This window comes from Galbitalea soli (assembly GCF_010686725.1).
Taxonomy (GTDB): Bacteria; Actinomycetota; Actinomycetes; order Actinomycetales; family Microbacteriaceae; genus Galbitalea; species Galbitalea soli.
The window spans coordinates 857,793-884,197 of sequence record NZ_JAAGWZ010000001.1 but is presented as its reverse complement, the minus strand read 5'-3'; the positions used below and the strand labels follow the sequence as shown (position 1 = coordinate 884,197).

General features: G+C 69.4%; 28 protein-coding genes and 1 other RNA gene. 20 read left to right on the top strand and 9 right to left on the bottom strand.

Annotated features, from left to right (window positions below; genetic code table 11):
* Positions 1–97: 97 nt before the first annotated feature.
* From G3T37_RS04155 to G3T37_RS14540, 5 genes are all read left to right on the top strand, one after another.
* Entirely contained in the window at positions 98–1,729 is a 1,632-nt protein-coding gene (locus tag G3T37_RS04155) for an alpha-amylase family glycosyl hydrolase (protein ID WP_163472185.1), read from the top strand.
* 100 nt (positions 1,730–1,829) lie between these two features.
* Positions 1,830–3,062 (top strand): TadA family conjugal transfer-associated ATPase, encoded by a 1,233-nt coding sequence (locus G3T37_RS04150; protein WP_163472184.1) that lies wholly within the window; start codon positions 1,830–1,832, stop codon positions 3,060–3,062.
* Positions 3,059–3,922 carry a type II secretion system F family protein gene (locus tag G3T37_RS04145; RefSeq protein ID WP_163472183.1) on the top strand — a complete coding sequence of 288 codons (864 nt, stop codon included), beginning with the start codon at positions 3,059–3,061 and terminating at the stop codon, positions 3,920–3,922. The genes G3T37_RS04150 and G3T37_RS04145 overlap by 4 nt, the downstream gene beginning before the upstream one ends.
* Positions 3,919–4,854: a type II secretion system F family protein gene (locus tag G3T37_RS04140; protein ID WP_338401175.1), complete on the top strand. Its 936-nt coding sequence runs from the start codon at positions 3,919–3,921 to the stop codon at positions 4,852–4,854. The genes G3T37_RS04145 and G3T37_RS04140 overlap by 4 nt, the downstream gene beginning before the upstream one ends.
* 49 nt (positions 4,855–4,903) lie before the next feature.
* Positions 4,904–5,080: a hypothetical protein gene (locus G3T37_RS14540; RefSeq protein WP_174247726.1), complete on the top strand. Its 177-nt coding sequence runs from the start codon at positions 4,904–4,906 to the stop codon at positions 5,078–5,080.
* Here G3T37_RS14540 and G3T37_RS14775 read toward each other — a convergent pair.
* Positions 5,067–5,261, bottom strand: a complete 195-nt coding sequence (locus tag G3T37_RS14775; RefSeq protein ID WP_241732264.1) for a hypothetical protein — start codon at positions 5,259–5,261, stop codon at positions 5,067–5,069. The genes G3T37_RS14540 and G3T37_RS14775 overlap by 14 nt on opposite strands.
* Between G3T37_RS14775 and G3T37_RS04135 the strand changes: the two genes are divergently transcribed.
* The 4 genes from G3T37_RS04135 (at position 5,214) to G3T37_RS04120 (ending at position 7,146) form a co-directional block, all read left to right on the top strand.
* A complete protein-coding gene (locus G3T37_RS04135) occupies positions 5,214–5,597 on the top strand; it encodes a TadE family protein (protein ID WP_338401174.1) in 384 nt (127 codons plus the stop codon). The two genes, G3T37_RS14775 and G3T37_RS04135, sit on opposite strands and share 48 nt — an antisense overlap.
* Positions 5,590–6,021 (top strand): hypothetical protein, encoded by a 432-nt coding sequence (locus tag G3T37_RS04130; RefSeq protein ID WP_163472181.1) that lies wholly within the window; start codon positions 5,590–5,592, stop codon positions 6,019–6,021. Before G3T37_RS04135 ends, G3T37_RS04130 begins: the two co-directional genes overlap by 8 nt.
* A 59-nt stretch (positions 6,022–6,080) precedes the next feature.
* Positions 6,081–6,503, top strand: a complete 423-nt coding sequence (locus G3T37_RS04125) for a pilus assembly protein TadG-related protein (protein WP_163472180.1) — start codon at positions 6,081–6,083, stop codon at positions 6,501–6,503.
* A gap of 85 nt (positions 6,504–6,588) precedes the next feature.
* A complete protein-coding gene (locus G3T37_RS04120) occupies positions 6,589–7,146 on the top strand; it encodes a TIGR03086 family metal-binding protein (RefSeq protein WP_163472179.1) in 558 nt (185 codons plus the stop codon).
* On the opposite strand, the gene G3T37_RS04115 is transcribed toward G3T37_RS04120, so the two are convergent.
* The gene (locus G3T37_RS04115) at positions 7,124–8,434 is read right to left on the bottom strand and encodes an MFS transporter (RefSeq protein ID WP_163472178.1); all 1,311 of its coding nucleotides are present in this window, start codon (positions 8,432–8,434) and stop codon (positions 7,124–7,126) included. The genes G3T37_RS04120 and G3T37_RS04115 overlap by 23 nt on opposite strands.
* Positions 8,435–8,502: 68 nt before the next feature.
* Here G3T37_RS04115 and prfB point away from each other — a divergent pair, with 68 nt between their 5' ends.
* The 6 genes from prfB to ssrA all read left to right on the top strand — a co-directional run bounded on the left by prfB (position 8,503) and on the right by ssrA (position 12,848).
* Positions 8,503–9,609: a peptide chain release factor 2 gene (gene prfB / locus G3T37_RS04110; protein WP_163472177.1), complete on the top strand. Its 1,107-nt coding sequence runs from the start codon at positions 8,503–8,505 to the stop codon at positions 9,607–9,609.
* Between the two features lie 94 nt (positions 9,610–9,703).
* Positions 9,704–10,441 (top strand): cell division ATP-binding protein FtsE, encoded by a 738-nt coding sequence (gene ftsE, locus G3T37_RS04105; RefSeq protein WP_163472176.1) that lies wholly within the window; start codon positions 9,704–9,706, stop codon positions 10,439–10,441.
* A complete protein-coding gene (ftsX, locus tag G3T37_RS04100) occupies positions 10,438–11,355 on the top strand; it encodes a permease-like cell division protein FtsX (RefSeq protein WP_163472175.1) in 918 nt (305 codons plus the stop codon). The genes ftsE and ftsX overlap by 4 nt, the downstream gene beginning before the upstream one ends.
* 97 nt (positions 11,356–11,452) lie before the next feature.
* Entirely contained in the window at positions 11,453–11,929 is a 477-nt protein-coding gene (smpB, locus tag G3T37_RS04095; RefSeq protein ID WP_163472174.1) for an SsrA-binding protein SmpB, read from the top strand.
* Between the two features lie 2 nt (positions 11,930–11,931).
* Positions 11,932–12,357: a Dabb family protein gene (locus tag G3T37_RS04090; protein WP_163472173.1), complete on the top strand. Its 426-nt coding sequence runs from the start codon at positions 11,932–11,934 to the stop codon at positions 12,355–12,357.
* A 119-nt stretch (positions 12,358–12,476) separates the two neighbouring features.
* Positions 12,477–12,848: a transfer-messenger RNA gene (gene ssrA / locus G3T37_RS04085) on the top strand.
* A 65-nt stretch (positions 12,849–12,913) separates the two neighbouring features.
* On the opposite strand, the gene G3T37_RS04080 is transcribed toward ssrA, so the two are convergent.
* Positions 12,914–14,389, bottom strand: a complete 1,476-nt coding sequence (locus G3T37_RS04080) for a helix-turn-helix transcriptional regulator (protein ID WP_163472172.1) — start codon at positions 14,387–14,389, stop codon at positions 12,914–12,916.
* Positions 14,390–14,557: 168 nt separating this feature from the next.
* On the opposite strand from G3T37_RS04080, the gene aceA reads away from it, so the two are divergent.
* Together aceA and aceB are read left to right on the top strand one after the other, a co-directional pair.
* Entirely contained in the window at positions 14,558–15,847 is a 1,290-nt protein-coding gene (aceA, locus tag G3T37_RS04075) for an isocitrate lyase (RefSeq protein WP_163472171.1), read from the top strand.
* 46 nt (positions 15,848–15,893) lie between these two features.
* The gene (gene aceB / locus G3T37_RS04070; protein ID WP_163472170.1) at positions 15,894–17,522 is read left to right on the top strand and encodes a malate synthase A; all 1,629 of its coding nucleotides are present in this window, start codon (positions 15,894–15,896) and stop codon (positions 17,520–17,522) included.
* A 21-nt stretch (positions 17,523–17,543) separates the two neighbouring features.
* Here aceB and G3T37_RS04065 read toward each other — a convergent pair whose 3' ends face one another.
* Complete coding sequence (locus G3T37_RS04065) at positions 17,544–17,948, bottom strand: hypothetical protein (RefSeq protein WP_163472169.1); 405 nt, start codon at positions 17,946–17,948, stop codon at positions 17,544–17,546.
* Between the two features lie 74 nt (positions 17,949–18,022).
* On the opposite strand from G3T37_RS04065, the gene G3T37_RS04060 reads away from it, so the two are divergent.
* Positions 18,023–19,429: an MFS transporter gene (locus G3T37_RS04060; RefSeq protein ID WP_338401173.1), complete on the top strand. Its 1,407-nt coding sequence runs from the start codon at positions 18,023–18,025 to the stop codon at positions 19,427–19,429.
* 32 nt (positions 19,430–19,461) lie between these two features.
* Here G3T37_RS04060 and G3T37_RS04055 read toward each other — a convergent pair whose 3' ends face one another.
* The 4 genes from G3T37_RS04055 to aroA all read right to left on the bottom strand — a co-directional run bounded on the left by G3T37_RS04055 (position 19,462) and on the right by aroA (position 23,226).
* Positions 19,462–19,953 carry a septum formation family protein gene (locus tag G3T37_RS04055; RefSeq protein WP_163472168.1) on the bottom strand — a complete coding sequence of 164 codons (492 nt, stop codon included), beginning with the start codon at positions 19,951–19,953 and terminating at the stop codon, positions 19,462–19,464.
* Positions 19,950–20,741 carry an inositol monophosphatase family protein gene (locus tag G3T37_RS04050; RefSeq protein WP_163472167.1) on the bottom strand — a complete coding sequence of 264 codons (792 nt, stop codon included), beginning with the start codon at positions 20,739–20,741 and terminating at the stop codon, positions 19,950–19,952. Before G3T37_RS04050 ends, G3T37_RS04055 begins: the two co-directional genes overlap by 4 nt.
* A 70-nt stretch (positions 20,742–20,811) precedes the next feature.
* Positions 20,812–21,840, bottom strand: coding sequence for a ribosome small subunit-dependent GTPase A (gene rsgA, locus G3T37_RS04045; protein ID WP_163472166.1), 1,029 nt, complete (start codon positions 21,838–21,840; stop codon positions 20,812–20,814).
* A 3-nt stretch (positions 21,841–21,843) separates the two neighbouring features.
* Positions 21,844–23,226, bottom strand: a complete 1,383-nt coding sequence (gene aroA / locus G3T37_RS04040) for a 3-phosphoshikimate 1-carboxyvinyltransferase (protein ID WP_163472165.1) — start codon at positions 23,224–23,226, stop codon at positions 21,844–21,846.
* A gap of 218 nt (positions 23,227–23,444) precedes the next feature.
* Here aroA and G3T37_RS04035 point away from each other — a divergent pair, with 218 nt between their 5' ends.
* Positions 23,445–24,053, top strand: a complete 609-nt coding sequence (locus G3T37_RS04035) for a sigma-70 family RNA polymerase sigma factor (protein ID WP_241732079.1) — start codon at positions 23,445–23,447, stop codon at positions 24,051–24,053.
* Positions 24,050–24,286 (top strand): alpha-ketoglutarate decarboxylase, encoded by a 237-nt coding sequence (locus tag G3T37_RS04030; RefSeq protein ID WP_163472163.1) that lies wholly within the window; start codon positions 24,050–24,052, stop codon positions 24,284–24,286. Before G3T37_RS04035 ends, G3T37_RS04030 begins: the two co-directional genes overlap by 4 nt.
* 68 nt (positions 24,287–24,354) lie before the next feature.
* Here the strand turns inward: G3T37_RS04030 and G3T37_RS04025 are convergent, their stop codons facing one another.
* On the bottom strand, positions 24,355–26,307 hold the full coding sequence (locus G3T37_RS04025; protein ID WP_163472162.1) for an Ig-like domain-containing protein: 1,953 nt from the start codon (positions 26,305–26,307) through the stop codon (positions 24,355–24,357).
* Positions 26,308–26,405 lie beyond the last annotated feature (98 nt).

Below are 26,405 nucleotides of genomic sequence, written 5' to 3'. Positions count from 1 at the left end.
CCTACCCTGGTCGGCTGCTGATGCTGTCAAGCGTATCGGGGTCCGCGCGCTCGACCACGTGCACGGTAAGCGCTTACGGGTATGACAGCATTGGACGGTGAAAAACGCCACCGATACCGCAGTGACGACCGCCTGGTGGGATGACGCCGTCATCTACCAGATCTACCCCCGCTCTTTTGCGGACGGCAACGGCGATGGCATCGGCGACCTCATCGGGGTCCTCCAGCACCTCGACTATCTCGAAGCCCTCGGCATCGACGCGATCTGGCTCTCCCCGTTCTACGTCTCCCCGCAGGCGGACGCCGGCTACGACGTCGCCGACTATCGCGATGTCGACCCGCTGTTCGGAACCCTCGCCGACTTCGACCGGATGCTCACCGACGCGCACGCGCGCGGCATGAGGGTCATCGTCGACCTCGTCCCCAACCACACCTCGAGCGCGCACGCCTGGTTCCAGGCGGCACTTGCCGCCCCCGCGGGCAGCCCGGAGCGCGAGCGCTACATCTTCCGGGCGGGACGCGGCGTCGCCGGCGAACTCCCGCCCAACAACTGGAACTCCGTGTTCGGCGGCCCGGCCTGGACCCGCCTCGACGACGGGCAGTGGTACCTGCACCTCTTCGACTCCAGCCAGCCCGACCTCAACTGGCGCAACCCGGTGGTCGTCGACGAATTCAAGGACATCCTCCGCTTCTGGCTCGATCGCGGGGTCGACGGATTCCGGGTGGACGTCGCGCACGGCCTGATCAAGGCCGACGGGCTGCCCGACACCGAGGTCAACGCCGGCATGATCGAGGGCGGGGGCAATCGCGGCCCCATGTGGGACCAGGACGACGTTCACGAGATCTACCGCGGCTGGCACGCCGTGCTCGAGGAGTACGGCGATCGGATGCTCGTGGCCGAGGCGTGGGTGTCGCCGGCCGAGCGGCTGAGCCGCTACATCCGCCCCGACGAGATGCAGCAGGCGTTCAACTTCGACTTCATGACGGTCGGTTGGGATGCGGTCGGCATGCGCCGCGCGATCGACGCAGCGCTCGCGACCAACGCAGCGGTCGGGGCGACCACGACGTGGGTGCTCTCCAATCACGATGTCGTGCGCCACGCCTCGCGCTTCGGCCTCTCCGACCCCACCTCGTGGCCGCGGGGCATCGCCGCCGACGAGGAGCAGCCCCTGTTCGAGCTCGGCCTCGCCCGAGCGCGCGCCGCGACCCTCCTCATGTTCGCCCTGCCCGGTTCCGCCTACGTCTACGAGGGTGAGGAGCTGGGGTTGCCGGAGCACACGGCCCTCCCCGATCAGCTGCGCCAGGACCCCGCGTTCTTCCGCACCGCCGGCAAGGAGGTCGGCCGCGACGGCTGCCGCGTTCCCCTCCCGTGGGATTCGAGCCGCCCGGGGTACGGATTCGGGCCGAGCGGCCTGACCTGGCTGCCGCAGCCCGCGGTGTTCGCCGAGCTCGCGGTCGACCGGCAGGCCGGGGTCCGCGGTTCGACCCTCGAGTTCTACCGCGCGGCACTGGCCCTGCGTGCGGAGCGCGCGCTCGGCACGGGCGAGATCGAGTGGCACCGGGTGACGGAGTCGCTGCTCGACCTGAGCAACGGTGGCGTGCGGGTGCTCGTGAACTTCGGGTTGCGGCCGGTGATCCTGCCCGCGGGCGCGACGGTGCTCGTGGCGAGCGATGACGGCGCCGTGGTCGACGGTGCGCTTCAGCCCAACCGGGCCGTCTGGCTGGGATGACCGGCTGACCCCGCCCGGCCGAGGCGGGCCGCGCACCGCATGCCGCACCCCTGTGGATAGTTCCCGACGCCCCTGACACGGATCACCCATGCTGGTCGGCATGTCGAGCGCCCTCAGCCAGATCACCGAGCGGGTGCGCGAGCGCATCCGCAGCGAGGGGGTCGATCTCGACCGCGATCCAGGTCTCGCCGCGCGCTACGTCGACCACGAGGTCGCGCTCTACAGTGAACGCGCGCTGGGCGGTTCAGTGCCGATGCTCGGCGATGAGGCGGGTGCGGCGCGACGGGTGCTCGATGCGCTCACGGGATTCGGGGCGCTGCAACCCCTGCTCGACGACCCCTCGGTCGAGGAGATCTGGATCAACGCACCCGACGCCGTGTTCATCGCCCGCGGCGGTCGGAGCAGCAGGCTTCCTATCGCCCTGAGCGAGGGGGAGGTGCGCGACCTCGTGGAGCGCATGCTGCGGGGGAGCGGACGGCGGGTCGACCTGAGCTCGCCCTTCGTCGACGCCTCCCTGCCCGATGGCTCGCGGCTGCACGTCGTCATCCCCGATGTGACCGCGCGCCACTGGGCCGTCAACATTCGCAAGTTCAGTCGCGCGGTGCGAACCCTGAGTCAACTGCGGGAGAACGGCTCGGTCACCGACTCCACCGCCGCCTTTCTGCGTGCCTGCGTTCTGAGCGGGCAGAACATCCTCGTCTCGGGGGCGACACAGGCCGGAAAGACCACGCTCCTCGGTGCCCTGCTCGACCTCGTCCCCTCCGATCAGCGCATCATCACGGTGGAAGACACCTTCGAACTCGCACTCGGCCAGCGCGACGTGGTCGCGATGCAGGGCCGCCAGCCCAGCCTCGAGGGAGCCGGGGAGATCTCACTCCGGAGGCTGATCAAGGAGGCCCTGCGCATGCGTCCGGACCGCATCGTGGTGGGGGAGGTGCGCGAGGCCGAGGCGCTCGACCTGCTCATCGCCCTGAACAGCGGGGTGCCGGGGCTGTGCTCCATCCACGCGAACTCGGCGCGGGATGCCCTGGTGAAGCTCGCCACGCTGCCCCTGCTGGCCGGCCGGAACATCGATGCCTCGTTCGTGCTGCCGACGATCGCGCACACCGTCGACATCGTCGTGCATTGCGAGCGGTTGGCGAACGGTCAGCGTCGAGTCGCGCAGGTGATCGCACCGACGGGCGCGGTCTCGGGCGCGGTCGTCGAGGCGGATGTCATCGTCGACACTCGCGCGGGGCGCGTGGAGTGGACGGGCAGTGTGCCGCAGCGCCGGACCAAGTTCGCCGCGGCGGGCCAGGATCCGCTGACCGCGCTCGGGCGGGGACAGTTGTGACGGCACTGTGGGGTCTGGCGCTCGGCCTCGGCATCGTCCTCTGCGTCTCGCCGGTGCTCTGGCCACCGGAGCGCCGGAGGGGGCGCCCAGCGTCCACTCTCACGCTTCGCGCGCGGGAGTCGCTGACGGCCGCTGGACTGCCGCGCACCACTCCGGGAGTGGTCGGCGCGATCTCCGTCTTCCTCGGTGCGCTCAGCGCCGGGGTCTCGCTCGTGGTGGTGCCCGTCCCCGCGCTCGCGGCCGTCGCATTCGTGCTCGGCGCGGTCGTCCCCGCCGGCACGATCGCCCGTCGCGCGGCGGCACAGCGCCACGCCCGCCGGGCGTCGTGGCCGGATGTGGTGGATCACCTCGTCTCTGCGGTGCGTTCGGGAACCGCTTTGCCGGAAGGGGTCGTCGCGCTCGCGAGCTCCGGTCCGGCCGCGCTGCGGCCCGCCTTCGCGGTATTCGAGCGCGAGTACCGGCTGTCCGGCAATCTGTCAGCGTCCCTCGACCGCCTCAAGGCCGAGCTCGTGGATCCCACAGCGGATCGCATCATCGAGACTCTCCGAATGTCTCGTGACGTCGGTGGCGCCTCGCTCCCCGCCGTGCTGGTGTCGTTGGGCGACTACCTACGCGAGGAAGCCGCGGTGCGGTCGGAGGTCGAGGCGCGGCAGTCCTGGACGGTCAATGCGGCCCGTCTCGGGGTGAGCGCGCCCTGGGTGGTGCTCCTTCTGCTCTTCACTCGGCCGGAGGCCGCAGCGGCCTATCGATCGCCGGGCGGCGGGGTCCTCATCGCCTCGGCTCTGGGGGTCTCGCTCCTGGCCTATCGACTCATGCTGCGGGTCGGGCGACTGCCCCTGGAGCGACGGTGGTTCCGGTGACTCCGCAGTCGATCGCTCCCCTCCTGGGGCTGGTCGGCGGGGTTGGACTCTGGATGCTCATCACGCTCGTGCCCCGTCTCAATCGGCCACGGCTCCTCGGCCGTGTCGCGCCGTACGTGGTCGACGTCTCACCCGGTGCACGCGATCTCCTGGACTGGCGCGCCCGCGATCCGCTCCCCGTCCTGACCGCCACGGTCGGGCCCGCCGTCGCAACCATCACCGCGCTGCTCGCGGGGATCCGCGGCGCAGACGACCAGCTCGCGGCTCGCCTTCGTCAGGCCGGCGACGCGACGGAGACTCGTCGCTTTCGCGCACGACAACTCATGTGGGCCCTCCTCGGCGTGGGTGGGGGCGGCGCACTCGCCGTGACCTGGTCGCTCTTCGCCCCCGCACCCCTCGCCCTACAGCTCCTGATCGTCGTGGTCTCCGGCGCGATCGCCTTCCTCGCGCCCGAGTGGCTGCTCCAGTTCCGTGCGCGCGGGCGACTTCGCCGGATGACCGAGGAACTGCCCACTCTGCTCGAGTTCCTCACCCTCAGCCTGTCCGCGGGGGAGGGGATCTTCGACGCGGTGCGGCGCGTCTCGCGACTGTCGTCGGGAGAACTCGCCTCGGAGTTGCGCGGGGTCGTGGGCGACGTGGCCGCGGGGATACCGTTCGCCACATCGCTGACCACGCTGGGCCGTGACCTCCGACTCGACCCGCTGAGTCGACTCATCGATCAACTCACCGCCGCTCTCGACCGCGGGAGCCCCCTGGTCGACGTCCTCCGTGCGCAAGCGCAGGACTGCCGGGATCACGCCAAGCGCGAACTGATCGAGTCGGCGGGGCGCAAGGAGATCGCGATGCTGCTTCCCCTCGTCTTCCTCATCCTGCCCACCACGATCGTCATCGCGATCTACCCCGGGATCGCCGTGCTTCGGCTCGCCGTCTGACCGCTGGCGATCATCCACCCGCCTCGTGCCCGAACAGAAAGGACCAGCCATGCACGATCGCCTTCCGCTCGCGCGACTCCGGCTCGACGACGATCGGGGTGACGTCCCCGGGTGGGTGCTCATCACCCTGATGACCGCGGGCCTCGTCGTCATCATCTGGGGCCTCGCGGGCCCCGCCCTCAGCAACGTCTTCCAGCAGGCCATTGCGCGGGTCACGGGGTTCTGACACGGGACGCCGGCGTGGTCGCGAGCGCGACCACGGGCGAGACCGCGGCCACGACCACACGCGAGACCGTGACCACGCGCGAGACCACGATCACACCCACGACCACGAACGGGGCTCGGCGGTCGTCGACTTCGTGCTCGTCGGCACGCTGCTCACCGTGCTGACGCTGGCGGTCATGCAATTCGGACTGGATCTGCTCGTGCGCAACACGCTCCTCGACGCCGCGGCCGAGGGCGCCCGGTACGGCTCGCTCGCGGGCAGCGCCCCGGGCGACGGGGCACGCCGCACCCGGGAGCTCATCACCACGGCGATCGGCGGCGGCTACGCGCGGGACGTGTCGGAATCGCGCGCGGCGACGTCGCTCACCCCGCGATCGGGAGCGCCCGCGGCCGGCCGCTCGCCGCTCACGATCGTCACCGTGACGGTTCGCGCACCGCTGCCCGTCGTCGGGCTCATCGGCGCCCCCGGCGGCATCACCGTGCACGGACACGGGGTCATGGAGTCGCTCGGTGACTGATCGCGGATCCGCGCCCCTCGAGTTCGTCACGACGGGACTCATCCTGCTCGTGCCGATCGTCTACCTCCTGCTCGCCATCGGCAGCATTCAGGGCGCCGCGATGGCGGTCGAGGGTGCCGCCCGCGGTGCGGCACGAGTCGTCGCCGAGGGGTCCGACGACGCAGACGCCCGTGCCCAGGCGGTGCTCGTGGCGCGAACCGCCCTCCACGATTTCGGCGTCAGCGACCGTGACACCGAGATCCGCATCGACTGCCGCCCCCGCCCCGCACGATGCCTCAGTCGGGGCGGAACGGTGCGGGTGACCGTGATCGCGCGCGCCGCTCTCCCGCTCGTTCCCGACGCGCTGAACCTGCGCGAACCGATGTCGATCCCGGTGGAGGCATCGGCGGTTCAGCGCGTCTCCGAGTTCGCGGGGGTGCGCTGATGGCGCGGCCCCGCGCGCGTCGGGAGCGCCCAGACTCCGCGCGACGCGGGCTCGGTCGGGTGACCGATGATCACGGGTCCACCCTGCCGCTCACGGCGTTCTTCTGCGCCCTGGCCCTCACCGTCGTTCTTCTCGTCGCGGGGGCGACCTCGCTCTACCTCGAACGCAAGCGGCTGTTCACCGTCGCCGACGGAGCCGCCCTCGCCGCCGCGGAGACGTTCCGACTCACCGACGTTCCCCATGGCCCGGTGACGCCGTCCGCACCGCTGCGCAGCGACCGGGTCGACAGCGTCGTGCGCGAACTGCTGCGGCACTCCGCGCCGATGTCCCTCCCCGGGCTTCGCGTGGTGCGCGCGGAGGCGATCGGCGGGAGCGCGAGCGTCACACTGTCGGCGTGGTGGCGACCCCCGATCGTCTCCCCGATCCTGGGGCGGGGCATCCGGATCGAGGTCACCTCCGTAGCGCGCTCCGTGTTCCACTGAGGTGGAGCTCGCCCTGCTGCACCGCCGCGGCCCTCCCACAGTCCACCGACCGTCACGCTCCCGGCGGGGTCGGTATCGTTGCAGCATGACTTCCGACTGGCTGGCCCTCCAGGTTCTCGCTCACCAGGAATTCGCCACCCGCATCGCCGCGGTGAGCGACTGGCACGCGCCCACCCCGGATGCGGAGTGGGACGTCGCCGACCTCGTGCGGCACGTTACAGAAGAGCAGCAGTGGGTGCCGCACCTGCTGCGCGGGCTCAGCATCGACGAGGCACAGAAGCTCATCGAACCACTCGGCAGCGACCTCGCCGCGGAGTGGGCGAAGTACTCGGCGGCCGCCGCCGAGGCGTGGTCGTCGACCCCGCGCGGATCATCCGTGCAGCTCTCCAGCGACACCGTCACCATGGAGGACTACCTCAAGGAGCAGGTCGCCGACGTGACGATCCACAGCTGGGACCTCGCGCGCGCCGTCGGAGCTGATGAGACCCTCGACCCCGCGCTCGTCGAAGCGACGTGGACGATCTTCGAGCCGCAGCGCGCCACCCTCGCGGCGAGCGGACTCTACGCGAGTCCGGTCGAGCTGGGCGACGACGTTCCCCTGCAGGACCGCCTGCTCGCCCTCACCGGGCGCGATCCGCGCTGACCCCGGAGAGCGCGCGCGGCAGGTAGCGCGGGATGTACCGCCACATGATGCCCGCGCCCAGCAGTCCGAGCACCCCGATGACGCCGCTCGCGACAGCGATCGACGCGATGCCGGTGAGGAACGACACCGCGAGGGGAGCCGCGGCGCTGCCCAGATCGGCCGTGAACCGCCAGGCGCCGAGGAACGGGGCCGGGTTCCGCTTGTCGGCGAGGTCGGCACCGAGCGTCATGAGGATCCCGCTCCCGATGCCGTTCGCGAGCGACAGGAACATCGCGACCGTGATGAACCAGACGACATCGCCGGGCAGGTCGTGCGAGAACGCGAGAGCGAGATGCCCGAGCCCGAGCCCGATCATCGACGGCAGCACGCTCGCGAGCCGGCCCCAGCGGTCCATGATCTGGCCGCTCGCATAGAAGAGCGCGAAGTCGATCGCGCCGGCGATGCCGATGATGAGCGCCGTGTTGGAGTCGGCGATCCCGATGCTCACCGCCCAGAGCGGCAGGATCACCTGACGACTGGAGCGCACGCCGCCCACGAGTGCCGCACCCGTGCCGAGACGCGCGAGGACCGCGCGCGACGCCCAGATGGTGCGGAAGAGTCCGTGCGCCTCCGCCTCCACGAAGTCGCGGCCCTCGCTCACGCCGCGCGTCTCGGCGAAGGGGCGGTGGGGTGACGCGGCGGTCGCGTGCTCGGCGCGCCGGGCATCCAGCGTCGCGGCCGGATCCGCGGTGCTCAGCAGGATGATCGCCGCCCCCAGACACGCGACGACGTCGACCCAGAACACGGCCGCGGTCGACCCGGTGAGGCCGATGACGCCCGCGGCGAGGAAGGGGCCGACGAAGTAACCCAGCCGGAAGGTGCCGCCCAGCGTCGAGAGGGCGCGGGCGCGGTACTGCTGCGGTACGAAGCTCGTCATGAAGGCGTGCCGGGCGAGCGCGAACACCGCCGTCGCGAGGCCCACCAGCAGGATGCCCACCGCGAGCACCCCCTCATTCGGAGCGATCGCCGCGACCCCGAGTCCGCCCATCGCCACGAGCGCCCCTCCGATCATCGCCGCGCGCTCGCCGACCCGGTTCACGAGCCAACCGCTGGGGATGTCGCCGAACACCTCGCCGACCATGATGAGCGCGGCCACGAATCCCGAGAAGGCGAGCGTGGCGCCGAGCCCGTGCGCGACGGTCGGGATGATCGGAATGATCGCGCCCTCGCCGGTGGAGAACAGCAGCGTGGGGAGGAACGCCGGGAGTGCGATGGAGCGCCAGCGGAAGGGCGGCTCGTGATCGGACATCGCGCTCCACTGTACGCCGCGCCGCCACGCGAGGGCGCCGCAGGCCGCTCGGGTAGGCTGGGGTCGACATGGATGAGCTAGATTTCACCGCCGAGATTGCCGGCCTCCGCTCCACCTTCGCCGACATCCGCTCCGTCATCGACGTGGATCGGCTCACGGCCGAGATCGCCGAGTTGAGCGAGCAGGCCGGGGCTCCCGATCTCTGGGACGACACGGAGAAGGCCCAGAAGGTGACGAGCACGCTCAGCCACCGGCAGTCCGAGCTGGCCCGTATCACGAGCATCCAGAGTCGACTCGACGACCTCGAGATCATGGTCGAACTCGCGAACGCGGAGGCCGACGCCGAGGCGGCGGCCGAGGCCCGGGCCGAGTTGCTCAGCATTCAGAAGACCCTCGGCGACCTCGAGGTGCAGACCCTCCTGAACGGCGAGTTCGACGCCAACCCCGCGGTCATCACCATTCGAGCGGGCGCGGGCGGCGTCGATGCCTCCGATTTCGCCGAGATGCTGTTGCGCATGTACCTCCGCTGGGCGGAGCAGCACAAGTATTCCGTCACCGTCATGGACACGAGCTACGCCGAAGAGGCGGGGATCAAGTCGGCGACCATCGAGGTCGACGCCCCCTACGCCTTCGGCACCCTCAGCGTCGAGGCGGGCACCCATCGCCTCGTGCGGATGAGCCCGTTCAACTCGGCCGGCAAGCGGCAGACCAGCTTCGCCGCGGTGGAGGTCATCCCGCTGATGGAGCAGGCCGAGTCCATCGACATCCCCGAGAACGAAATCCGCGTCGACGTGTTCCGGTCGAGCGGTCCCGGTGGCCAGTCGGTCAACACGACCGACTCCGCGGTGCGAATCACGCACATCCCCACCGGCACGGTCGTCTCCATGCAGAACGAGAAGAGCCAGATCCAGAACCGCGCCGCCGCGATGCGGGTGCTGCAGTCCCGGCTTCTCATTCTGGAGCGCGAGAAGGAGGCCGCCCAGAAGAAGGAACTCGCTGGAAACATCACGGCGAGCTGGGGCGACCAGATTCGGAGCTACGTGCTCGCGCCCTACCAGATGGTCAAGGATCTGCGCACCGAGTACGAGGTGAACAACCCCTCCAACGTCTTCGACGGCGACCTCGACGGCTTCATCAACGCCGGAATCAAGTGGCGCAAGAGCGCGAAGGAATAGCTCGACTCCGCCTGGCAACGCGACCATGAGAGTCGAGTGCCACGCCGCGAGTCCTGCGGGCATCGAGCGGATGCCAACCTAGTCTCTAAGCGTCATGATTCGATTCGATACCGTCTCCAAGTCGTACCCCGGCACGTCGCGCCCGGCCCTGAACGGGGTCAACCTCGAGATCCTCAAGGGCGAGTTCGTGTTCCTCGTGGGCGCATCCGGCTCCGGCAAATCGAGCTTCCTGCGGCTCATCCTCAAAGAGGAGTTCCCGACCAAGGGGCAGATCCATGTCCTCGGCCAGCACGTCAACCGGCTGCCGAGCCGCAAGGTTCCCTACTTCCGCCGCAATCTGGGCGTCGTGTTCCAGGACTTCCGCCTGCTCCCGCAGAAGACCGTCTTCGACAACGTGGCCTTCACCCTGCAGGTGATCGGCAAGAGTCGCGGCTTCATCCAGGAGGCCGTCCCCGACGTCCTCAAGATGGTGGGCCTCGCGGGCAAGTCGGGCCGCTACCCCCACGAACTCTCCGGCGGCGAGCAGCAGCGCGTCGCGATCGCGCGCGCGATCGTCAACAAGCCCGCGATCCTGCTCGCCGACGAGCCCACCGGCAACCTCGACCCCGCCACGAGCGCCGGCATCATGACCCTGCTCGAGCGCATCAACCTGGGCGGCACCACCGTTGTCATGGCGACCCACGACGCGGGCATCGTCGACCAGATGCAGCGTCGGGTGATCGAGCTCATCGGGGGCCAGATCGTTCGGGATGAACGGCGCGGCGGCTACCAGACCCAGACGATCCCCATCCAGAGGCTCGAAGCCGAGCAGGCGATCGGGGTGCAGCCATGAGACTCGGACTCGTGATCGGCGAGGCGGCGCAGGGGCTGCGGCGCAACGTCGCGATGGTGATCTCGGTCATCCTCGTCACCTTCATCTCTCTCACCTTCGTGGGCGCTGCGATCCTGCTGCAGATGCAGATCGGGCAGATGAAGGGGTACTGGTACGACCGCGCGCAGGTCGCCGTCTACCTCTGCACCAGTTCGGACACGGGCGGCAACTGCGCGCAGGCGGAGGCGACGAAGGACCAGATCGCCGCGGTTCGGGCGCAACTCGACTCGACCACACTGAAGCCCTACGTGAAGCACTACGACTTCGAGACGCACGCGGAGGCGTACGCGAACTTCAAGAAGCAGTTCGCCGACAGCCCGCTCGCGAGTTTCACGAAGCCGTCGATGCTCAACGAGAGCTTCCGCGTGAACCTCGTCAACCCGAACCAGGCCGCGATCCTCATCGACAGCCTCAAGGGGCTCCCCGGGGTGCAGGACGTGGAGGATCAACGCGGGTACCTCGACCAGATCTTCGCCGTGCTGAACGCGGCGAGCTACACCGCGATCGGTCTCGCCGCACTCATGCTCGTCGCCGCCGTGCTCCTCATCGCCACGACGATCCGGCTGAGCGCCTTCAGCCGGCGGCGGGAGATCGGCATCATGCGGCTGGTGGGCGCGTCGAATCGCTTCATCCAGACCCCGTTCATTCTCGAGGGGGTGTTCGCGGCCCTCATCGGCTCGGTCCTCGCCGGCGGCGCGATCGTCGCGATCGTGCAGTTCTTCGTCAAGGGCTACCTCGGCAACACCCTCGGGCAGACGACGACCCTCGTCGGCACGCAGGACGCGTGGATCGTGGTGCCCGTGCTCGTGGTGCTGGGAGCGGTGCTCGCCTCCCTCTCCGCGGGCGCGGCGATCAGTCGCTACCTGAAGGTCTAACCGCGCCGGGAGCGACACCGGCTGAGGGATCCTGCTCGGCCGGGGTAGACTGGTGGGCTGCCCGGCACACGGCCGGGCGTGGATGACGGAGTGAATCGTGCCCAGGGAACGTGGCCAGAAGGTTGTGGCCACCAATCGCAAGGCCCGCCACGACTACACCATCGAAGACACCTACGAGGCCGGTCTGGTACTCACGGGAACCGAGGTGAAGTCGCTGCGGGCAGGTCGTGCATCCCTCGTCGACGGCTACGCCTTCGTCGAGGCGGGAGAGGCGTGGCTCGACGCCGTGCACATCCCGGAGTACAACGAGGGCACCTGGAACAACCACCCGCCCCGTCGAAAGCGCAAGCTCCTCCTGCACAAGCAACAGATTCTCAAGATCCACAACAAGGTGAAGGAGGGCGGCTACACGCTCGTGCCCCTGAGCCTGTACTTCTCGGATGGTCGTGCCAAAGTTGAGCTCGCCGTGGCGAAGGGCAAGCGCGAGTACGACAAGCGCCAGACCCTCCGCGAGCGCCAAGACCGGCGGGAGGCCGACCGCGCGATGTCGGCCCGCCGCAACCTGGGCGATTGAGCGTGGAGTCGGGGACACAGGCCGCGCGTGCGGAAGCCGCGCGTGTCGGGGAGCAGCAGTTCGTGGCGCGCGACTACCGGCCGGGCCTCGTCACCCACGCGGTGTTCTTCCGCTTCGCGGACGGGGTAACGCCGGAGCAGGTCGCCGAGGTGGGGCGTCGCTTCCACGCGCTGGCGGCGACCCGGCGCGAGGACGGCGAGCCGTACATCCTCTCGATCGTCAGCGGAGAGCAGCAGAGCTCTGAGGACGCCGGCCACGGGTTCGAGTGGGCCTTCGCGGTCGCGTTCGCGTCCCTCGGCGACCGCAACTTCTACGTCGGTCGGCCCGTCGTGGAGACGCCCGGTCGGTACGACCCGGAGCACGACGCGTTCAAGGACTGGGTCGCGCCCTTCCTGGCCGACGTCATGGTCTTCGACTTTCAGGCATGAAACCGGGCCTTCCGGTGTTCTAGACTGTAAGGCCGCGTGCGATGCGCGCGGCGTTTGACAACTCAACAGCGCGCGATAGCGACCCGCGCAGGTGCCACCCCGGTGGGCCACGCGAGCATGGGGATGATCGGTTTCGACATTGCCTGCAAAACTGCGAGAAGCGGGTCGAGGATGCAGGGTTATCTCGTTAACGCCACCTGCAAACAATAAGTGCCAATAAATCACGCACTGACTTCGCCCTCGCTGCCTAAGCGAGCGCACTAGAAGTCTGTCGGTCCGGGAATGCTCTCTACCCGGGTTCCGGCATCATTCAGAGAGATTGCTGCGACGTTATGCCTGAGGGCGCCGCGGGACTCTAACTCAGACTGGGCTCGTTGACCCTGATGCTTGTGGCAAAGGTCAGAGCCGAGTAGAACGCATCACAAGCTACGCCCGTAGAAGGCGCAGGATTACAGCAGTGGACGGGGGTTCAATTCCCCCCATCTCCACCATCGGTCGCTATCGCGCGTTGTCGAGTGGGTGCCCGTCGGCTGAGGGCCGCGGCCCCTCTGCCCGGTCATCCGGCGGTCGTGGGCGCGTGCCCCTCCAGGAACCGGAAGACGTCGGTGCTGTCGACGCCCGGGAATACCCCGGTCGGCATCGCCGCGAGCAGGGTGGCGTTGAGCCGCGGACTCGGCAGCGAGTGGCCCTGCCATCGCGCGGAGAGCTCGCCGGGCGGCCGGCGGCAGCAGCCCTCGTCGGGACAGCTCGAGGTGTAGCGGTTGCCCGTGTCACGCCCCCGAAACCATTTGACGTGCGCGAACGGTGTTCCCACGCTCACCGAGAACGCCCCGCGCGAGGTCGACTGGATGCGCGAGGTGCACCAGTAGGTTCCCGTCGGTTTGTCGGTGTACTGGTGGTACGGGCTGAACCGGTCCTCCACGTCGAACACCCGCCGCGCGCTCCAGTAACGGCACACCGACTGACCCTCGATCGCGCCGAGCGCGTCGTGCGGAAACTGCACGTTGTCGTTCTCGTACGCCTTCGAGAGGGTGCCGCTCTCGTGCACCTTCAGGAAGTGCACCGGAATACCGAGGTGTTCGGTCGCGAGGTTGGTGAAGCGGTGGGCCGCCGTCTCATAGGTGACCGCGAAGGCGTCCCGAAGGTCCTCCACCGACAGCTCGCGCTTCTCCTTCGCCGCGTGCAGGAAGGCCACCGCGCTCCGCTCGGGGATCATGAGGGCGCCCGCCAGGTAGTTGGTCTCCACGCGCTGTCGCAGGAAGTCGGCGTAGTCGGCCGGCTCGCCGAGGCCGAGCACGTGGCTCGCGAGCGCCTGCAGGAGCGTGGATCGCTGGTCGGTCGATCCGTGCTCGGTGACCGGCAGATAGATGCGGCCGTTCTCGAGGTCGGTGATGCTCCGGGTCGAGGTGGGCAGGTCGTGGGCGTAGTGGAGAGAGAAGCCCAGGTGCGTCGCAAGGTCGGCCGTCACGCGCTGCGAGAGGGGCCCGCCGTCGTGCCCCACCGCCGCGAGCAGCCGCGCCGCCGTCGCCTCGAGGTCGGGAAAGTAGTTGTTGCGCGCGCGCATCGCGCGGCGCAGCTCGGTGTTCGCCCGCCGCGCCTCCTCGGGGGTGAGGGCGCGCTCGCTGTGCAGGCGCTGCAGTTCGTCGTGGAGCGCGAGGATCGCCTCGATCACCTCGTCGCTCATGGTCTTGCGCACGGGAAGCGGGGGAAGGCCCAGACTCGCGAAGAGGGGCCCGCGCTGTGCGCGTTCCAACGCGATCTCGAGCGCGGCGCGCTTGCTCGGCGCCTCCTGCCGCAGCAGTTCCTCCACCGTGATGCCGAGCGCGCGCGCCAGTCGCTGCAGTTCGGTCAGCTTCAACTCCCGCTTGCCGTTCTCGATCACCGACAGCTGCGACGGCGCACGCCCGAGGGCCGCGCTCAGGTCGTCGAGCGTCATGCCGCGGTCGATGCGCAGCTGGCGGATCCGCCGGCCGATCGTCAGTGAATCGAGCATGTCCCCATCGTGCGGGAGGTCGAAGGCCGTGGAGGTCATGTGCCCAGCCTGCCATTCCCCGGAATTATCCGAAATAGAAGAATCATAGATCTTCTGGCCGCAAGAGCGGAAAAGTTTCGGATGATCTGCCGCAGAGTCGTTTCAGGCGAGGTGATCATCCCGCCCTCGACCTCACCGCCCAGCGGCTACCAACGAAGGAGTCAGACGATGAACACCAGGACCGGCGACCAGACGCAGACCGCCGCCGAGCTGCAGACCGAGTGGGACGCCGACCCGCGCTGGGACGGCGTCGTGCGCGACTACTCCGCCGCGGACGTGATCGCCCTGCGCGGCCGGGTGCAGGAGGAGCACACGCTCGCCCGGCGCGGCGCGGAGAACCTGTGGAACCTCATCCACACCGAGGAGTGGGTGCCGGCCCTCGGCGCCCTCACCGGCAACCAGGCCGTGCAGCAGGTGCGCGCGGGCCTCAAGGCCATCTACCTCTCCGGCTGGCAGGTCGCGGCCGATGCCAACCTCAGCGGTCAGACCTACCCGGATCAGAGCCTCTACCCGGCCAACTCGGTGCCCGCCGTCGTGCGCCGCATCAATAACGCGCTCCTGCGCGCCGACCAGATCGAGTCGAGCGACAGCGGGCCGGCCATCGACTGGCTCGCACCGATCGTCGCGGATGCCGAGGCCGGCTTCGGAGGGCCGCTCAACGCCTACGAGTTGATGACCTCGATGATCGCGGCGGGTGCCGCGGGGGTGCACTGGGAGGATCAGCTCGCCTCCGAGAAGAAGTGCGGCCACATGGGCGGGAAGGTGCTCGTGCCGACGGCGCAGCACATCCGCACTCTCAACGCCGCGCGTCTCGCCGCCGACGTCGCCGGTGTTCCCACCGTGATCATCGGCCGCACCGACTCGCTCGCGGCGAACCTCGTCACGAGCGATGTCGACGAGCGCGACCGGCCGTTCCTCACCGGGGATCGCACGCCGGAGGGGTTCTACGAGACGACCCCCGGCATCCAGACGGTGCTGGCCCGCGGGCACGCCTACGCGCCCTACGCCGACCTGCTCTGGGTGGAGTCGTCGGAGCCAGACCTCGAGCTGGCGCGTACCTTCGCGGAGAGCATCCATCGGGAATTCCCGGGCAAGAAGCTCGCCTACAACTGCTCGCCCTCCTTCAACTGGAAGCGCCACCTCGACGACGCACAGATCGCGACCTTCCAGCGGGAGCTCGCGGCGATGGGCTACGCGTTCCAGTTCATCACCCTCGCGGGGTTCCACGCTCTCAACCACTCCATGTACACGCTCGCGCAGGACTACAGCCAGCGCCACATGAGCGCGTACGTGCAGCTTCAGGAGGCGGAATTCGCCTCCGAGGCGGCCGGCTACACGGCGACGCGCCACCAGCGCGAAGTCGGCACCGGCTACTTCGACCGCATCTCGACGGTCCTCAACCCCGAGAGCGCCACCCTCGCGCTCGTCGGCTCCACCGAGTCGGCCCAGTTTCATTGACCCCCGCGCTGCCCACCAGCCGGACCAGACCGAAGGATTCACGACCATGACCAGCTCACACGACCGAATGCGAGTGCTCGCGACCGCGGGTGACCGCTACGACGAGATCCTCACGCCGGGAGCACTGCGCTTCCTGACCCACCTGCACGACGCCTTCTCCGGACGGCGCCACGACCGTCTCGCGGCCCGGATGGACCGCCGTCGCGCGATCGACAACGGACGAGACCTGCGCTTCCTGCCGGAGACGCGTGCCATCCGCGAGGAGCCGGGCTGGCGTGTAGCCGGCGCGGGGCCGGGATTGCACGACCGCCGCGTCGAGATCACCGGCCCCACCGACCGCAAGATGACCATCAACGCGATGAACTCGGGCGCGAAGGTGTGGCTCGCCGACCACGAGGATGCCCTCAGCCCCACCTGGCACAACATCATCGAGGGGCAGCTCTCCCTCTACGACGCCATCCGCCGGCAGATCGACTTCACCACTGCGGACGGCAAGGAGTACCGCCTGGGCGAGGAGACGCCGACCATCGTGATGCGGCCGCGCGGCTGGCACCTCGTCGAGAAACACCTCCAGTACATCGACCCGGCCGGGCTCACCCGCCCGGCCTCGGGGTCGCTCGTCGACTTCGGACTGTACTTCTTCCACAACGCCGCCGAACTCATCGCGCGGGGGAGCGGGCCGTACTTCTACCTGCCCAAGCTCGAGAACCACCTCGAGGCGAGGCTCTGGGACGACATCTTCACGTTCTCCGAGAACGCCATCGGAATCCCGCACGGAACCATCCGCGCGACGGTGCTGATCGAGACGATCACGGCGGCGTTCGAGATGGAGGAGATCCTCTATGAACTGCGCGAGCACTGTGCGGGACTCAACGCGGGCCGGTGGGACTACATCTTCTCGATCATCAAGAACTTCCGCGGTCGCGGCGACGGCTTCGTGATGCCGGATCGCGCGGCTATCACCATGACGGTCCCGTTCATGCGCGCCTACACCGAACTGCTCGTCTCGACCTGCCACCGCAGGGGAGCGCATGCCATCGGCGGCATGAGCGCGTTCATCCCGAACCGACGCGATCCGGAGGTGACGGCGCGCGCTCTGGAGCAGGTGCACGCGGACAAGCGCCGCGAGGCCGGCGACGGGTTCGACGGCACCTGGGTCGCGCATCCTGACCTCGTGTCGACCGCCCGCGAGGAGTTCGACGCGGTGCTCGGCGACCGGCCCAACCAGCTGGATCGGCTTCGCGAGGACGTGCGCGTCGAGGCGCGCGATCTCGTGGACTTCCGGATCGACGGCACGGTCACCGATGCCGGCGTCGCGGCGAACGTCGCCATCGCGCTGCGCTACATCGAGAGCTGGCTGCGCGGGGTGGGCGCCGCCGCGATCGACAACCTGATGGAGGACGCGGCGACGGCCGAGATCAGCCGGTCCCAGCTGTGGCAGTGGATGCACCGGGGCACCGTGACGCGCGAGGGAACCCGCATCACCCACGAGTCGGTCGAGCGGCAGTTGGCCGAGGCCCTGGCCCGGTACCGTACGGAATCCGATACCTGGGACGACGCGGCGGAGGTGTTCCGTCAGGTGACCCTGGGGGAGGACTTCCCGACCTTCCTCACCCTCAGCGCATACAGCCAGTTCCTCGTCGAGGAGAACGAGCGCGCCGCGATCGCGGCGTGATCAGACGGGCTGCGCGGACCGCTACGGCAGGACGCGCAGCCCGCCGACGAGCTTGTAGACGGGCGCCATGACGCCGAGGAAGATGGCGGCGATCCGAAGCGCGTAGACGAAGACGGTGAGCCCCGTGAAACCGAAGACCGCGAACAGGATGATCCCCAGCGCGGCCGCGATCAGGGCGAAGCGCAGCTGACGCAGGGTGAGGAACGGGGCGGCGAGCCCGGTGAAGGCGAAGACCAGGCCGACATCGGCGATGAAGCCGCGGGTGGCGTGGTCGCTCGAGAGGCCGACGAGGCTCCACGCCACGATGGCGATCACCCAGAACAGCACGAAGATGAGGCCGCCGAGGGGCTTGTTGACCGGGTAGCTGAGACGATCGGTGGCCATGTGCGTGATTCCCGCCTTGTCGTTCGAAACTGTGTGCAGCAAAATCCTATTCCACCGCCGGTAGCGCTCCCGCTGCGGGCACGCGGGCCCCGGATGCGCGGCAGTAGGCTGGCAGCGTGACGACCGGGGCGCGCCGAGGCCTGACCCTCCTCGTCGCCGGCGTGTTCTTCATGGAGAACCTGGACGGCACCATCCTCGCCACCGCGGCTCCCGCCATCGCTCGATCGTTCCACGTCGCTTCCGCTGAGATCAGCATCGCGATCACCGCCTATCTGCTGACACTGGCCGTGTTCATCCCGGCGACCGGCTGGCTCACCGATCGCGTGGGCGTTCGTCCCGTCTTCCTCACCGCGATCGTGGTGTTCACGCTCGCCTCGCTCGCCTGTGCCGCCGCCCCCTCTCTCGCGGTCCTCACCGCCCTGCGGGTGGTTCAGGGTCTCGGCGGCGCGATGATGGTGCCGGTCGGTCGTCTCGCCGTGCTCCGGTCGAGCGAGAAGAAGGACATCGTTCGCGCGGTCGCCTGGCTCACGTGGCCCGCGCTCGTCGCGCCCATCGTCGCCCCCTTCGTCGGTGGTCTCATCACGAGCTATGCCCACTGGCCGATCATCTTCCTGCTCAATGCGCCGCTCGGCGTGATCGCGTTCGTGGTGGCGCTGAGGATCGTCCCGCGGATCCGCTCGGAGCGCGGCCGTCCGTTCGACTGGCTCGGCTTCGCCCTGAGTTGCATCGGGCTGGGCGCGCTCGCCACCGCCGGGGCCGTGTTCTCGGAGGCTCGACCCCAGTGGATCGCGGGCACGCTCGCGCTCGCGATCGGCGTCGTGGTGACCTCTCTCGCCGTCGGGCACCTGCGCCGGGCCACGACCCCGCTGCTCGACCTCGGCAGCTTCCGGCGGGAGAGCTTCCGGGTGCCGCACGCCGGCGGCTCGCTGTTCCGTCTGACGATCCTTGCGATGCCGTTCCTGCTGGCCCTGTTCTATCAGGATGCCCTCGGCTGGTCACCCGTCGCCGCGGGCTCCGTCGTGCTCGTGCTCTTCGCCGGCAACCTCGCGATCAAGGTGGCGACCACGGCGCTGCTGCGGCGATTCGGGTTCAAGCCCGTGCTCGTCGCCTCCTGCGCGGGGTCCGTCGCGTGCATGGTGCTGCTCGCCTTCGTCGATCAGGCGACGCCCGTCGTGCTGATGGTGGTGCTGCTGTTCGCGAGCGGGGTGGCGCGGTCCTCCGGTTTCACCGTCTACAACACGCTCGCCTTCGCCGACGTGCCCGAGGCCGAGATGACGGACGCGAACACCCTCGCCTCGACGGTGCAACAGGTGGTCGCGGGGTTCGGGGTCGCGGTCGGGGCGCTCGCGCTGCGAGCGGGGGAACCGCTTGCCGCGTTGACGGGCGCGACCGACGCGGTCGCCGCGTTCCATGTCGCGTTCCTGATCGTCGCGCTGCTGACCGCGGTGGCGCTCGTGGAGGCGCTCCGGCTCAGCCGCGACGCCGGCGGGAGCATCCGGCCGGCGTCGCGGCCCTCCGTCTGACCGCGCCTGCTCTCGGCTGGGGTCGGCCGCGCTCAGCGACCCGCGTTCTGCAGCGTGCCGATCGTGCGGGTGGGGCCCCCGCCGGAGCCGACCGAGAAGACCAGACACTGGATCCCGCGGTCGCCGCGCTTCCAGCTCGCCGCGGTCGGGAAGAACCACGAGAAATCGAGCGTGACGGTGGATGCCGGGGCGACACCCGTGAACGTCGTGAACGCCGCGGAGCAGCCGGTGATCGCGCGGTGGGTGACCTCCGCGTCTCCGGGGAATGCCCCGTCCGGGAGGGCGAAGACGTCGAAGACCTCGCTGTCGTGGGCGGCGCTGCACGGCACCACGGGCACCGTTGCGAGAGTGCCGGCGGTGTGCCGATCATCCACGCACTGGCCGACGGTGAGGCGGCCGGTCGCGATCTCGCCGCTCACCGCAGTCGCGGGATGCCCGGCGCACCCCGTGAGCGCCGCAGCGAGCAGCACGCCCCCCACGACGGCACCCGCCAGGGTCGCCATCGTCGGGCGGCTCGCGCTCACGCCCTCCCCAGCAGGGTCGCGGTCTCCTCGTGCAGCAGTCCGTTGGTCGCCAGGGCGCTGCCGCCCCAGGGCCCCGGTGTGCCGTCGACCGAGGTGAAGCGCCCGCCCGCCTCCTCGATGATGGGGATGAGCGCCGCCATGTCGTAGGGCTGCAGGTCGAACTCGCTCACGACGTCGAGGGCGCCCTCCGCGAGCAGCATGTAGGCCCACATGTCGCCGATCGCGCGGGATCGCCAGGCCGCGCGGGAGAGGGCGATCGCGTCGTCGATGCGACCGACCTCGTCCCAGCCCTTGAGGCTGTTGTAGCTGACCGAGGCGTCCGCGAGGCTCGCGACCCCGCTCACCCGGAGCGCGCGTGGGTCGCCTCCCGGCTCGGCGGTGAAGGCGCCGTGGCCGCGGGCGGCCCACCAGCGCTGCCGCAGCGCGGGGGCCGAGACGACGCCGACGACGGGCACGCCGTCGATCGCGAGAGCGATCAGGGTTCCCCAGTTGGGCACACCACGGAGGTAGTTGGCCGTGCCATCGATCGGATCCACGATCCACTGCCGCCCGGCTCTGCGCTCCCCGCCGTACTCCTCGCCGAGGATGCTGTCGGCTGGTCGTGCGGCCTCGATTCCCTCTCGGATGATCCGCTCGGTGGCCTGGTCGGCGTCCGTGACGGGGGTGCGATCGGGTTTGGTCGTGACCCGGAGGTCAGCGGCGCGGAACCGGTCGATCGAGACCAGGTCCGCTGCGGCGGCGAGCGCGAGCGCGAGGCTCAGGTCGTCGGAGAGCGTGTAATCGGGCACGAGACCAGCGTATCCGCGTCGGGTTGCCGGGCGGCCAACGCCGGGTGGCGGCCGGGTGTGTCGACGCCGCTCAGGCGAGGGTGGTGAGGAGCCGCTGCAGGGAGTCGAGCCGCAGCATCCCGATCGCGCCCAGCTCGCCGCGCTCCGCCGCCTCGTTGATCGCGCAATCGGGTGCATCGGGGAGGTGCGTGCAGCCGCGGGGGCACTCCTCGGCGATGCGGGCCAAGTCACCGAAGGAGCGCAGGATGTTGTCGGGGTCGACGTGACCGAGCCCGAACGACCGCACCCCGGGGGTGTCGACGATCCAGCCCGAGTCGAGTCGGTATGACACCGTCGACGACGAGGTGTGGCGGCCACGACCGGTGACGTCGTTGACCCGGCCGGTAGCCCGCTTCGCCTCGGGCACGAGCGCGTTGACGAGAGTGGACTTTCCCACGCCGGAGTGACCCACCGCGACGGTGGTGTGGTGGTCGAGCAGCGCCCGCAGCTCGTCGAGCGGAAAGTCGAGCGAGGTGCTTCGGACCACGCGCAGCTCGAGGCCCGCGAAGTTCGCGAGGAACTCCTCCGGATCCTGCAGATCGGTCTTGGTGAGGCACAGGATGGGCGTGATGCCCGCGTCGTAGGCGGCCACGAGGTAGCGGTCGACGAGTCGCGGCCTCGGCTCCGGGTTGGCGGCGGCGACGACGATGAGCATCTGGTCGGCGTTCGCGACGATGATCCGCTCCACGGAGTCGGTGTCGTCGGCGCTCCGACGCAGCAGGGAGCTGCGCTCCTGAACGCTGACGATGCGCGCGAGCGAGCCCTCGTCGCCCGTCGTGTCGCCGACGAGGTCGACGAAGTCGCCCGTCACGATCGATCCCCGCGGCAGTTCCCGCGCCTTCGTCGCGGTGAGCGTGCGCTCCTCGGGGGTGCCCTCGCCCGTCAGCACGCTGAAGCGCCCCCGGTCGACCGCGTAGACGCGGCCCGTCTGGGAGTCCTTGTGCTCGGGGCGCGTCTTGGTGCGCGGTTTGTTGCCCTTGGGGTTCGGGCGCTGCCGCACCGAGGACTCGTCGTACTCGGAGTACTCGCCGTCATCCTCGACGTCGCTGAGCCAGCTCATGCGCTACAGCAGTCCACTCGTCGGGGGCGTGGGCACGATCCCCATCCGCGGTCCCGTCCACAGCTCGACGAACTGGGGGAGCGTCTTGGCCGTGGTCGCGATGTCGTCGATCTCGATGCCGGGCACTGCGAGGCCGATGATCGCGCCCGCCGTCGCCATCCGGTGGTCCTCGTAGCTGTGCCAGAGCCCTCCGCGCAGAGGGCGGGGGCGGATGATCAGCCCGTCATCCGTCTCGGTGACGTCGCCGCCCACCGCCGTGATCTCCGTTGCGAGCGCGGCCAGTCGATCGGTCTCGTGCCCGCGCAGATGCGCGATGCCCGTCAGCACGGTCTCGCTGTCGGCGAGCGCGGCGATCGCGGCGACGGTCGGGGCCAGCTCGCTCGCCTCATCCAGCTCGATGCCGTGGATCGCGCCGGTGCCGGTCACCGTGAGCTCGCCCGGTGCGCGCGTCACGGTCGCCCCCATCCGCTCGAGGATGACCGCCATCTGCGCTCCGACCTGCGTGGTCTCCGCGGGCCACCCGGTGACCGTCACCGAACCGCCCGCGACGAGCGCCGCGGCCAGGAACGGGCCGGCATTCGAGAGATCGGGCTCGATGTCCACGTCGCGCGCCGCGATCGTCGACGGCGGGACGACCCAGACGCCCGGCTCGGGATTCGCCACCTCGACGCCGCGGTCGGCGAGGGTGGCGATCGTCATCTCGATGTGCGGAAGGCTGGGAAGGCGTTCGCCCGTGTGACGGAGGGTGAGTCCGCGGGTGAAGCGGGGGGCCACGAGCAGCAGCCCCGACACGAACTGGCTGGAGGCCGAGGCGTCGATGGCGAGTTCGCCGCCCTCGACGGCGCCTGTGCCATACAGGCTGAAGGGGAGGGCGCCGCGACCGTCGTCGTTGACGTCGACGCCGAGCGCGCGGAGGGCATCCACGATGGTTCGCATGGGCCGACGTCGGGCACCGGGATCGCCGTCGAAGGCGACGGGCCCCAGCGCGAGGGCGGCGACGGGCGGCAGGAAGCGCATGACCGTGCCGGCCAGCCCGCAGTCGATCGAGACGCCACCGCTGAGCTCGCCCGGGGTGACCAGCAGGTCGGCGCCGTACTCGCCATCGCCGGGGACCTCGTCGATGCGTGTGCCGAGGGCGCGGAGCGCCTCGATCATGAGGGCCGTGTCGCGTGAGTGCAGGGGAGCGCGCAGCAGGGAGGGACCGTCGGCGAGCGCGGCGAGCACGAGTTCGCGGTTGGTGAGGCTCTTCGATCCGGGGAGCTGCAGGCGGGCCCGGAGGGGTGCGGTCGCGACCGGTGCCGGCCACGGGCCGAGCTCGCGCTCGGGCTGCGGCGCGTCATCGCCGTAGGGGTTGAACTGTGGTTTCGCGATCCTGGAGAGTGCCATCGCCCCCAGAATATCGGGCCGGGCGGCGCGCGCCCCCGGTGCCGGGTCGCACGGCACGCGGAATATGCGGGACCGGACGCGGGTTGGCCCCTGTATCAGCGCCGCGTGACCGCACACGGCCACACGCCACGCACGGAGCAGGAAGGGAACCACCGGTCATGAGCGCTCTCGCCACACTCGCGGTTCCAGACGACCTCCGAGACCTAGAATTGGCGCTGATGACTGATACGACCCCGCCCGCGAACCCTCGAGATCTCTTCGAGGAGCAGGCGCTTCCCTACATGGACCAGCTCTACGCGGCGGCGATGCGCCTGACGCGCAACCCCGCCGACGCTGCCGACCTCGTGCAGGAGACCTTCGTGAAGGCCTTCCAGGCGTTCGGTCAGTTCCAGCAGGGCACCAACCTCAAGGCCTGGTTGTACCGGATCCAGACCAACACCTTCATCAACAACTATCGCAAGAACCAGCGCAACCCCTACCAGGGCACCATCGACGACCTCGAGGACTGGCAGCTCGGGGGCGCGGAATCGGTCACGCAGTCGACGTCGACTCGCTCGGCCGAAGCGGAGGCGATCGACCACCTGCCCGACAGCGATGTCAAGGATGCGCTTCAGGCCATCCCCGAAGACTTCCGTATGGCGGTGTACTTCGCCGACGTCGAGGGCCTCTCCTACCAGGAGATCGCCGACATCATGAAAACACCCGTGGGTACCGTCATGAGCCGCCTCCACCGCGGCAGGCGGATGCTGCGGGAATCTCTGGCCGACTACGCGCGCGAGCGCGGTATCGTCGTGCCGGAGCAGAGCCTCACCAGGAGCACGAAATGACCGACTGCGGATGCGAGAAGGCGAAAGCCGAGCTCGAGGAGTACCTGCACCGCGAGGTGAGCGACGCCGACTTCCTCGACATCAGCGAGCACCTCGCGGGCTGCGACGACTGCTCGACCGAGCACCTCATCGGGCTCAAGCTCACCGAGAAGGTGCGCACCGCGTGCCAGGAGAAGGCTCCCGAGGAGCTGCGCGCCTCGGTGCTGAGCCGTCTGGGCGAACTGCAGTCCTGAGGCTGCCTCCCGCCGGCGGCGGCGTTGGCCGTGATCCTGCCCGTGCCTGTCTCGAGCCCGACAGCGGGCTAGAGGACCGTGATCGTGTGAACCCCTGACGACGCGGGAGAGATCAGCGCTGTGCCCGAGTAGGTGATGTGCAGGGACTTCACGCCCGGTTTACTGAAGAGCGGCAGGCTCACGGTCAGTGTTCCGTGGGCGCTCGCGGGCAGCGCGAAACTGGCGATCCTCGAGGTGCCCGCGTAAACGCGCACTGTGCCGGTGGGAGTGGAGATGCCGGTGACAGCGACGGCCACCGTGATGACCGCGTGAGTGGATCGCTTGATCGTCGTCGATCGAATCGAGAATCCGGTTCGCGACGCGGCGGGGGTGACCAGCACGCGCAGCAACCCAGAGTCGGAGACCCGCAGTCCCGCGGTCGATGGTGCGAAACGCGCGGTCAGGATGCGCTTCCCCAGGTGGGTCAGGCGAAGGGTGGCGGTGCCGGTGCTGACGTCCAGCGGAACGTCCGCCGTGGGGGTGCCGTTGTCGTAGAACCTCACCGTTCCGGCGGGGTAACTCGAGTCGGACAGCGGGGCGACGTGAGCGGTGACGACGGCCGCGCTGGAGGCATAGGCGACGGTCGAGTGGGGCGTGGTGAGTGAGATCGCCGTGGGCGTGTTCTGGTCGAAGCTCACCGTCACGGCCGCGGTCGCGCCGACTGCTCCGACGGAGACCGTGAATGAGCGATCGTGATTGGTGAAACTCTGCCCGCTGGGAAGACGGGTCAGGCGCTGGTGGGCGTCGCTGCCGACGAGGCCGGTGGCGAGCACGGTCGTCCCGTACGCGGTCTCCCCTGCTGTGGGATGAATGGCCCGAAGGATTCGCACCGAGCCGCTCGCAGTGTCGCTGCCGAGCTCGCAGGTGCGGTAGCCGACTCCGACGGGAGGCTCGCACTGCGCATCGGCACGGAATTCAACGCTCGTGGGGTCGTTGCTCCCGGAATTCGCGCGGTACTCGACGTAGTAGACCTCGTCCGTTTCGGGATCGATGATTCGGGCGGCTTCGGTGCCGCTGCCGCTGCCCAGGGGCGAGAGCTGGAGTACCTGCGGCGTTGCCGAGGTGGTGACCGTCGCGTAGTCGCTCAGCCAGCCGGACAGGATGCGCTGGGGCGAGGAGAGGCCCGGGTGGGCGTCGTCCACGCTGTAGCCCATGATGTCGAACAGGTCGTCGTATTCGCTCGTGGGGCAGGTGCCGCTCGACAGCGTGAACGCAGCGGCGACGGAATCGAAGGTCGTGGTGTTCTGGCAGATGGAGGAGTCGGCGTGGTCGAATCCGAGATTGTGGCCGAATTCGTGCTCGAGCACCTCCACGCCGATCGTGCTGCCGACCCCCGCACTCGAGAAGATCTCGCCGGTGGCGACCTCAAGGCTGGCGAACGCACTCCCGTCGCATGCCTCGTCCGTGAGCACGATGAGGTGCGTGTGGGCCGGGATGCCGTTCGCGAAGAGTCCGCCGAAAGCGTGCTGATAGGCGTCGGCGTAAACAGCGTTCGGCACGCACGTCGTCGCTCCCAGACTGCGAGTCTCTTCGCCTGATTCCGTGATGGTCACTGCCCCGTTGGACTGGGCCGACCAGTACGAATCGAGATCGGTGATCGCCTGTGCAACATCGGAACTCAGAATGTTGGGTCCATCGGCGAGGTTCGCGTTCGCATTGTCTTTCGTCGTCGGCGTCACGTTGACGACGCTGACGTAGACGCTCTCGGCGCCGGCGATCGGGGTGACGGAGTCACCGCGAGTAGCGAGCGGCCGGCGGGTCGACGAAGTCGTGCCGCCGCCGAACTGCACATCCGTGGGCGGACGCGTGTCGTCGGCGGGCGGGGACGTGGGCAGCGAGACGTGCGTGGCCGCGGGAGAGGCCGGTGCCGTCACGGTGCGGGCGGCGACCGGAGCGGCGGAGGCCCCGAGGGGCGCGGTGCCCACGGCGAGGAGCGCGATGATGGCGCCGGCGATGGACAGTCGAACAGCACGAAGTGGCACGGATTTTCCCCCTGAGTTTCTATCATGAGGGTAGCGGAGGGATCGGTCATCCCCCCAATCGGGTGAGGGAGCCGCGAACGACGACGGGGGCCCGCGCG

Coding starts and splice junctions, on each gene's coding strand:
- G3T37_RS04150 (WP_163472184.1), top strand. CDS start 1,830: ATGTCGAGCGCCCTCAGCCAGATCACCGAGCGGGTGCGCGAGCGCATC.
- G3T37_RS14540 (WP_174247726.1), top strand. CDS start 4,904: ATGCACGATCGCCTTCCGCTCGCGCGACTCCGGCTCGACGACGATCGG.
- G3T37_RS04120 (WP_163472179.1), top strand. CDS start 6,589: ATGACTTCCGACTGGCTGGCCCTCCAGGTTCTCGCTCACCAGGAATTC.
- G3T37_RS04115 (WP_163472178.1), bottom strand. CDS start 8,434: ATGTCCGATCACGAGCCGCCCTTCCGCTGGCGCTCCATCGCACTCCCG.
- prfB (WP_163472177.1), top strand. CDS start 8,503: ATGGATGAGCTAGATTTCACCGCCGAGATTGCCGGCCTCCGCTCCACC.
- ftsE (WP_163472176.1), top strand. CDS start 9,704: ATGATTCGATTCGATACCGTCTCCAAGTCGTACCCCGGCACGTCGCGC.
- ftsX (WP_163472175.1), top strand. CDS start 10,438: ATGAGACTCGGACTCGTGATCGGCGAGGCGGCGCAGGGGCTGCGGCGC.
- G3T37_RS04080 (WP_163472172.1), bottom strand. CDS start 14,389: ATGACCTCCACGGCCTTCGACCTCCCGCACGATGGGGACATGCTCGAT.
- aceA (WP_163472171.1), top strand. CDS start 14,558: ATGAACACCAGGACCGGCGACCAGACGCAGACCGCCGCCGAGCTGCAG.
- aceB (WP_163472170.1), top strand. CDS start 15,894: ATGACCAGCTCACACGACCGAATGCGAGTGCTCGCGACCGCGGGTGAC.
- rsgA (WP_163472166.1), bottom strand. CDS start 21,840: ATGAGCTGGCTCAGCGACGTCGAGGATGACGGCGAGTACTCCGAGTAC.
- aroA (WP_163472165.1), bottom strand. CDS start 23,226: ATGGCACTCTCCAGGATCGCGAAACCACAGTTCAACCCCTACGGCGAT.
- G3T37_RS04035 (WP_241732079.1), top strand. CDS start 23,445: ATGACTGATACGACCCCGCCCGCGAACCCTCGAGATCTCTTCGAGGAG.
- G3T37_RS04030 (WP_163472163.1), top strand. CDS start 24,050: ATGACCGACTGCGGATGCGAGAAGGCGAAAGCCGAGCTCGAGGAGTAC.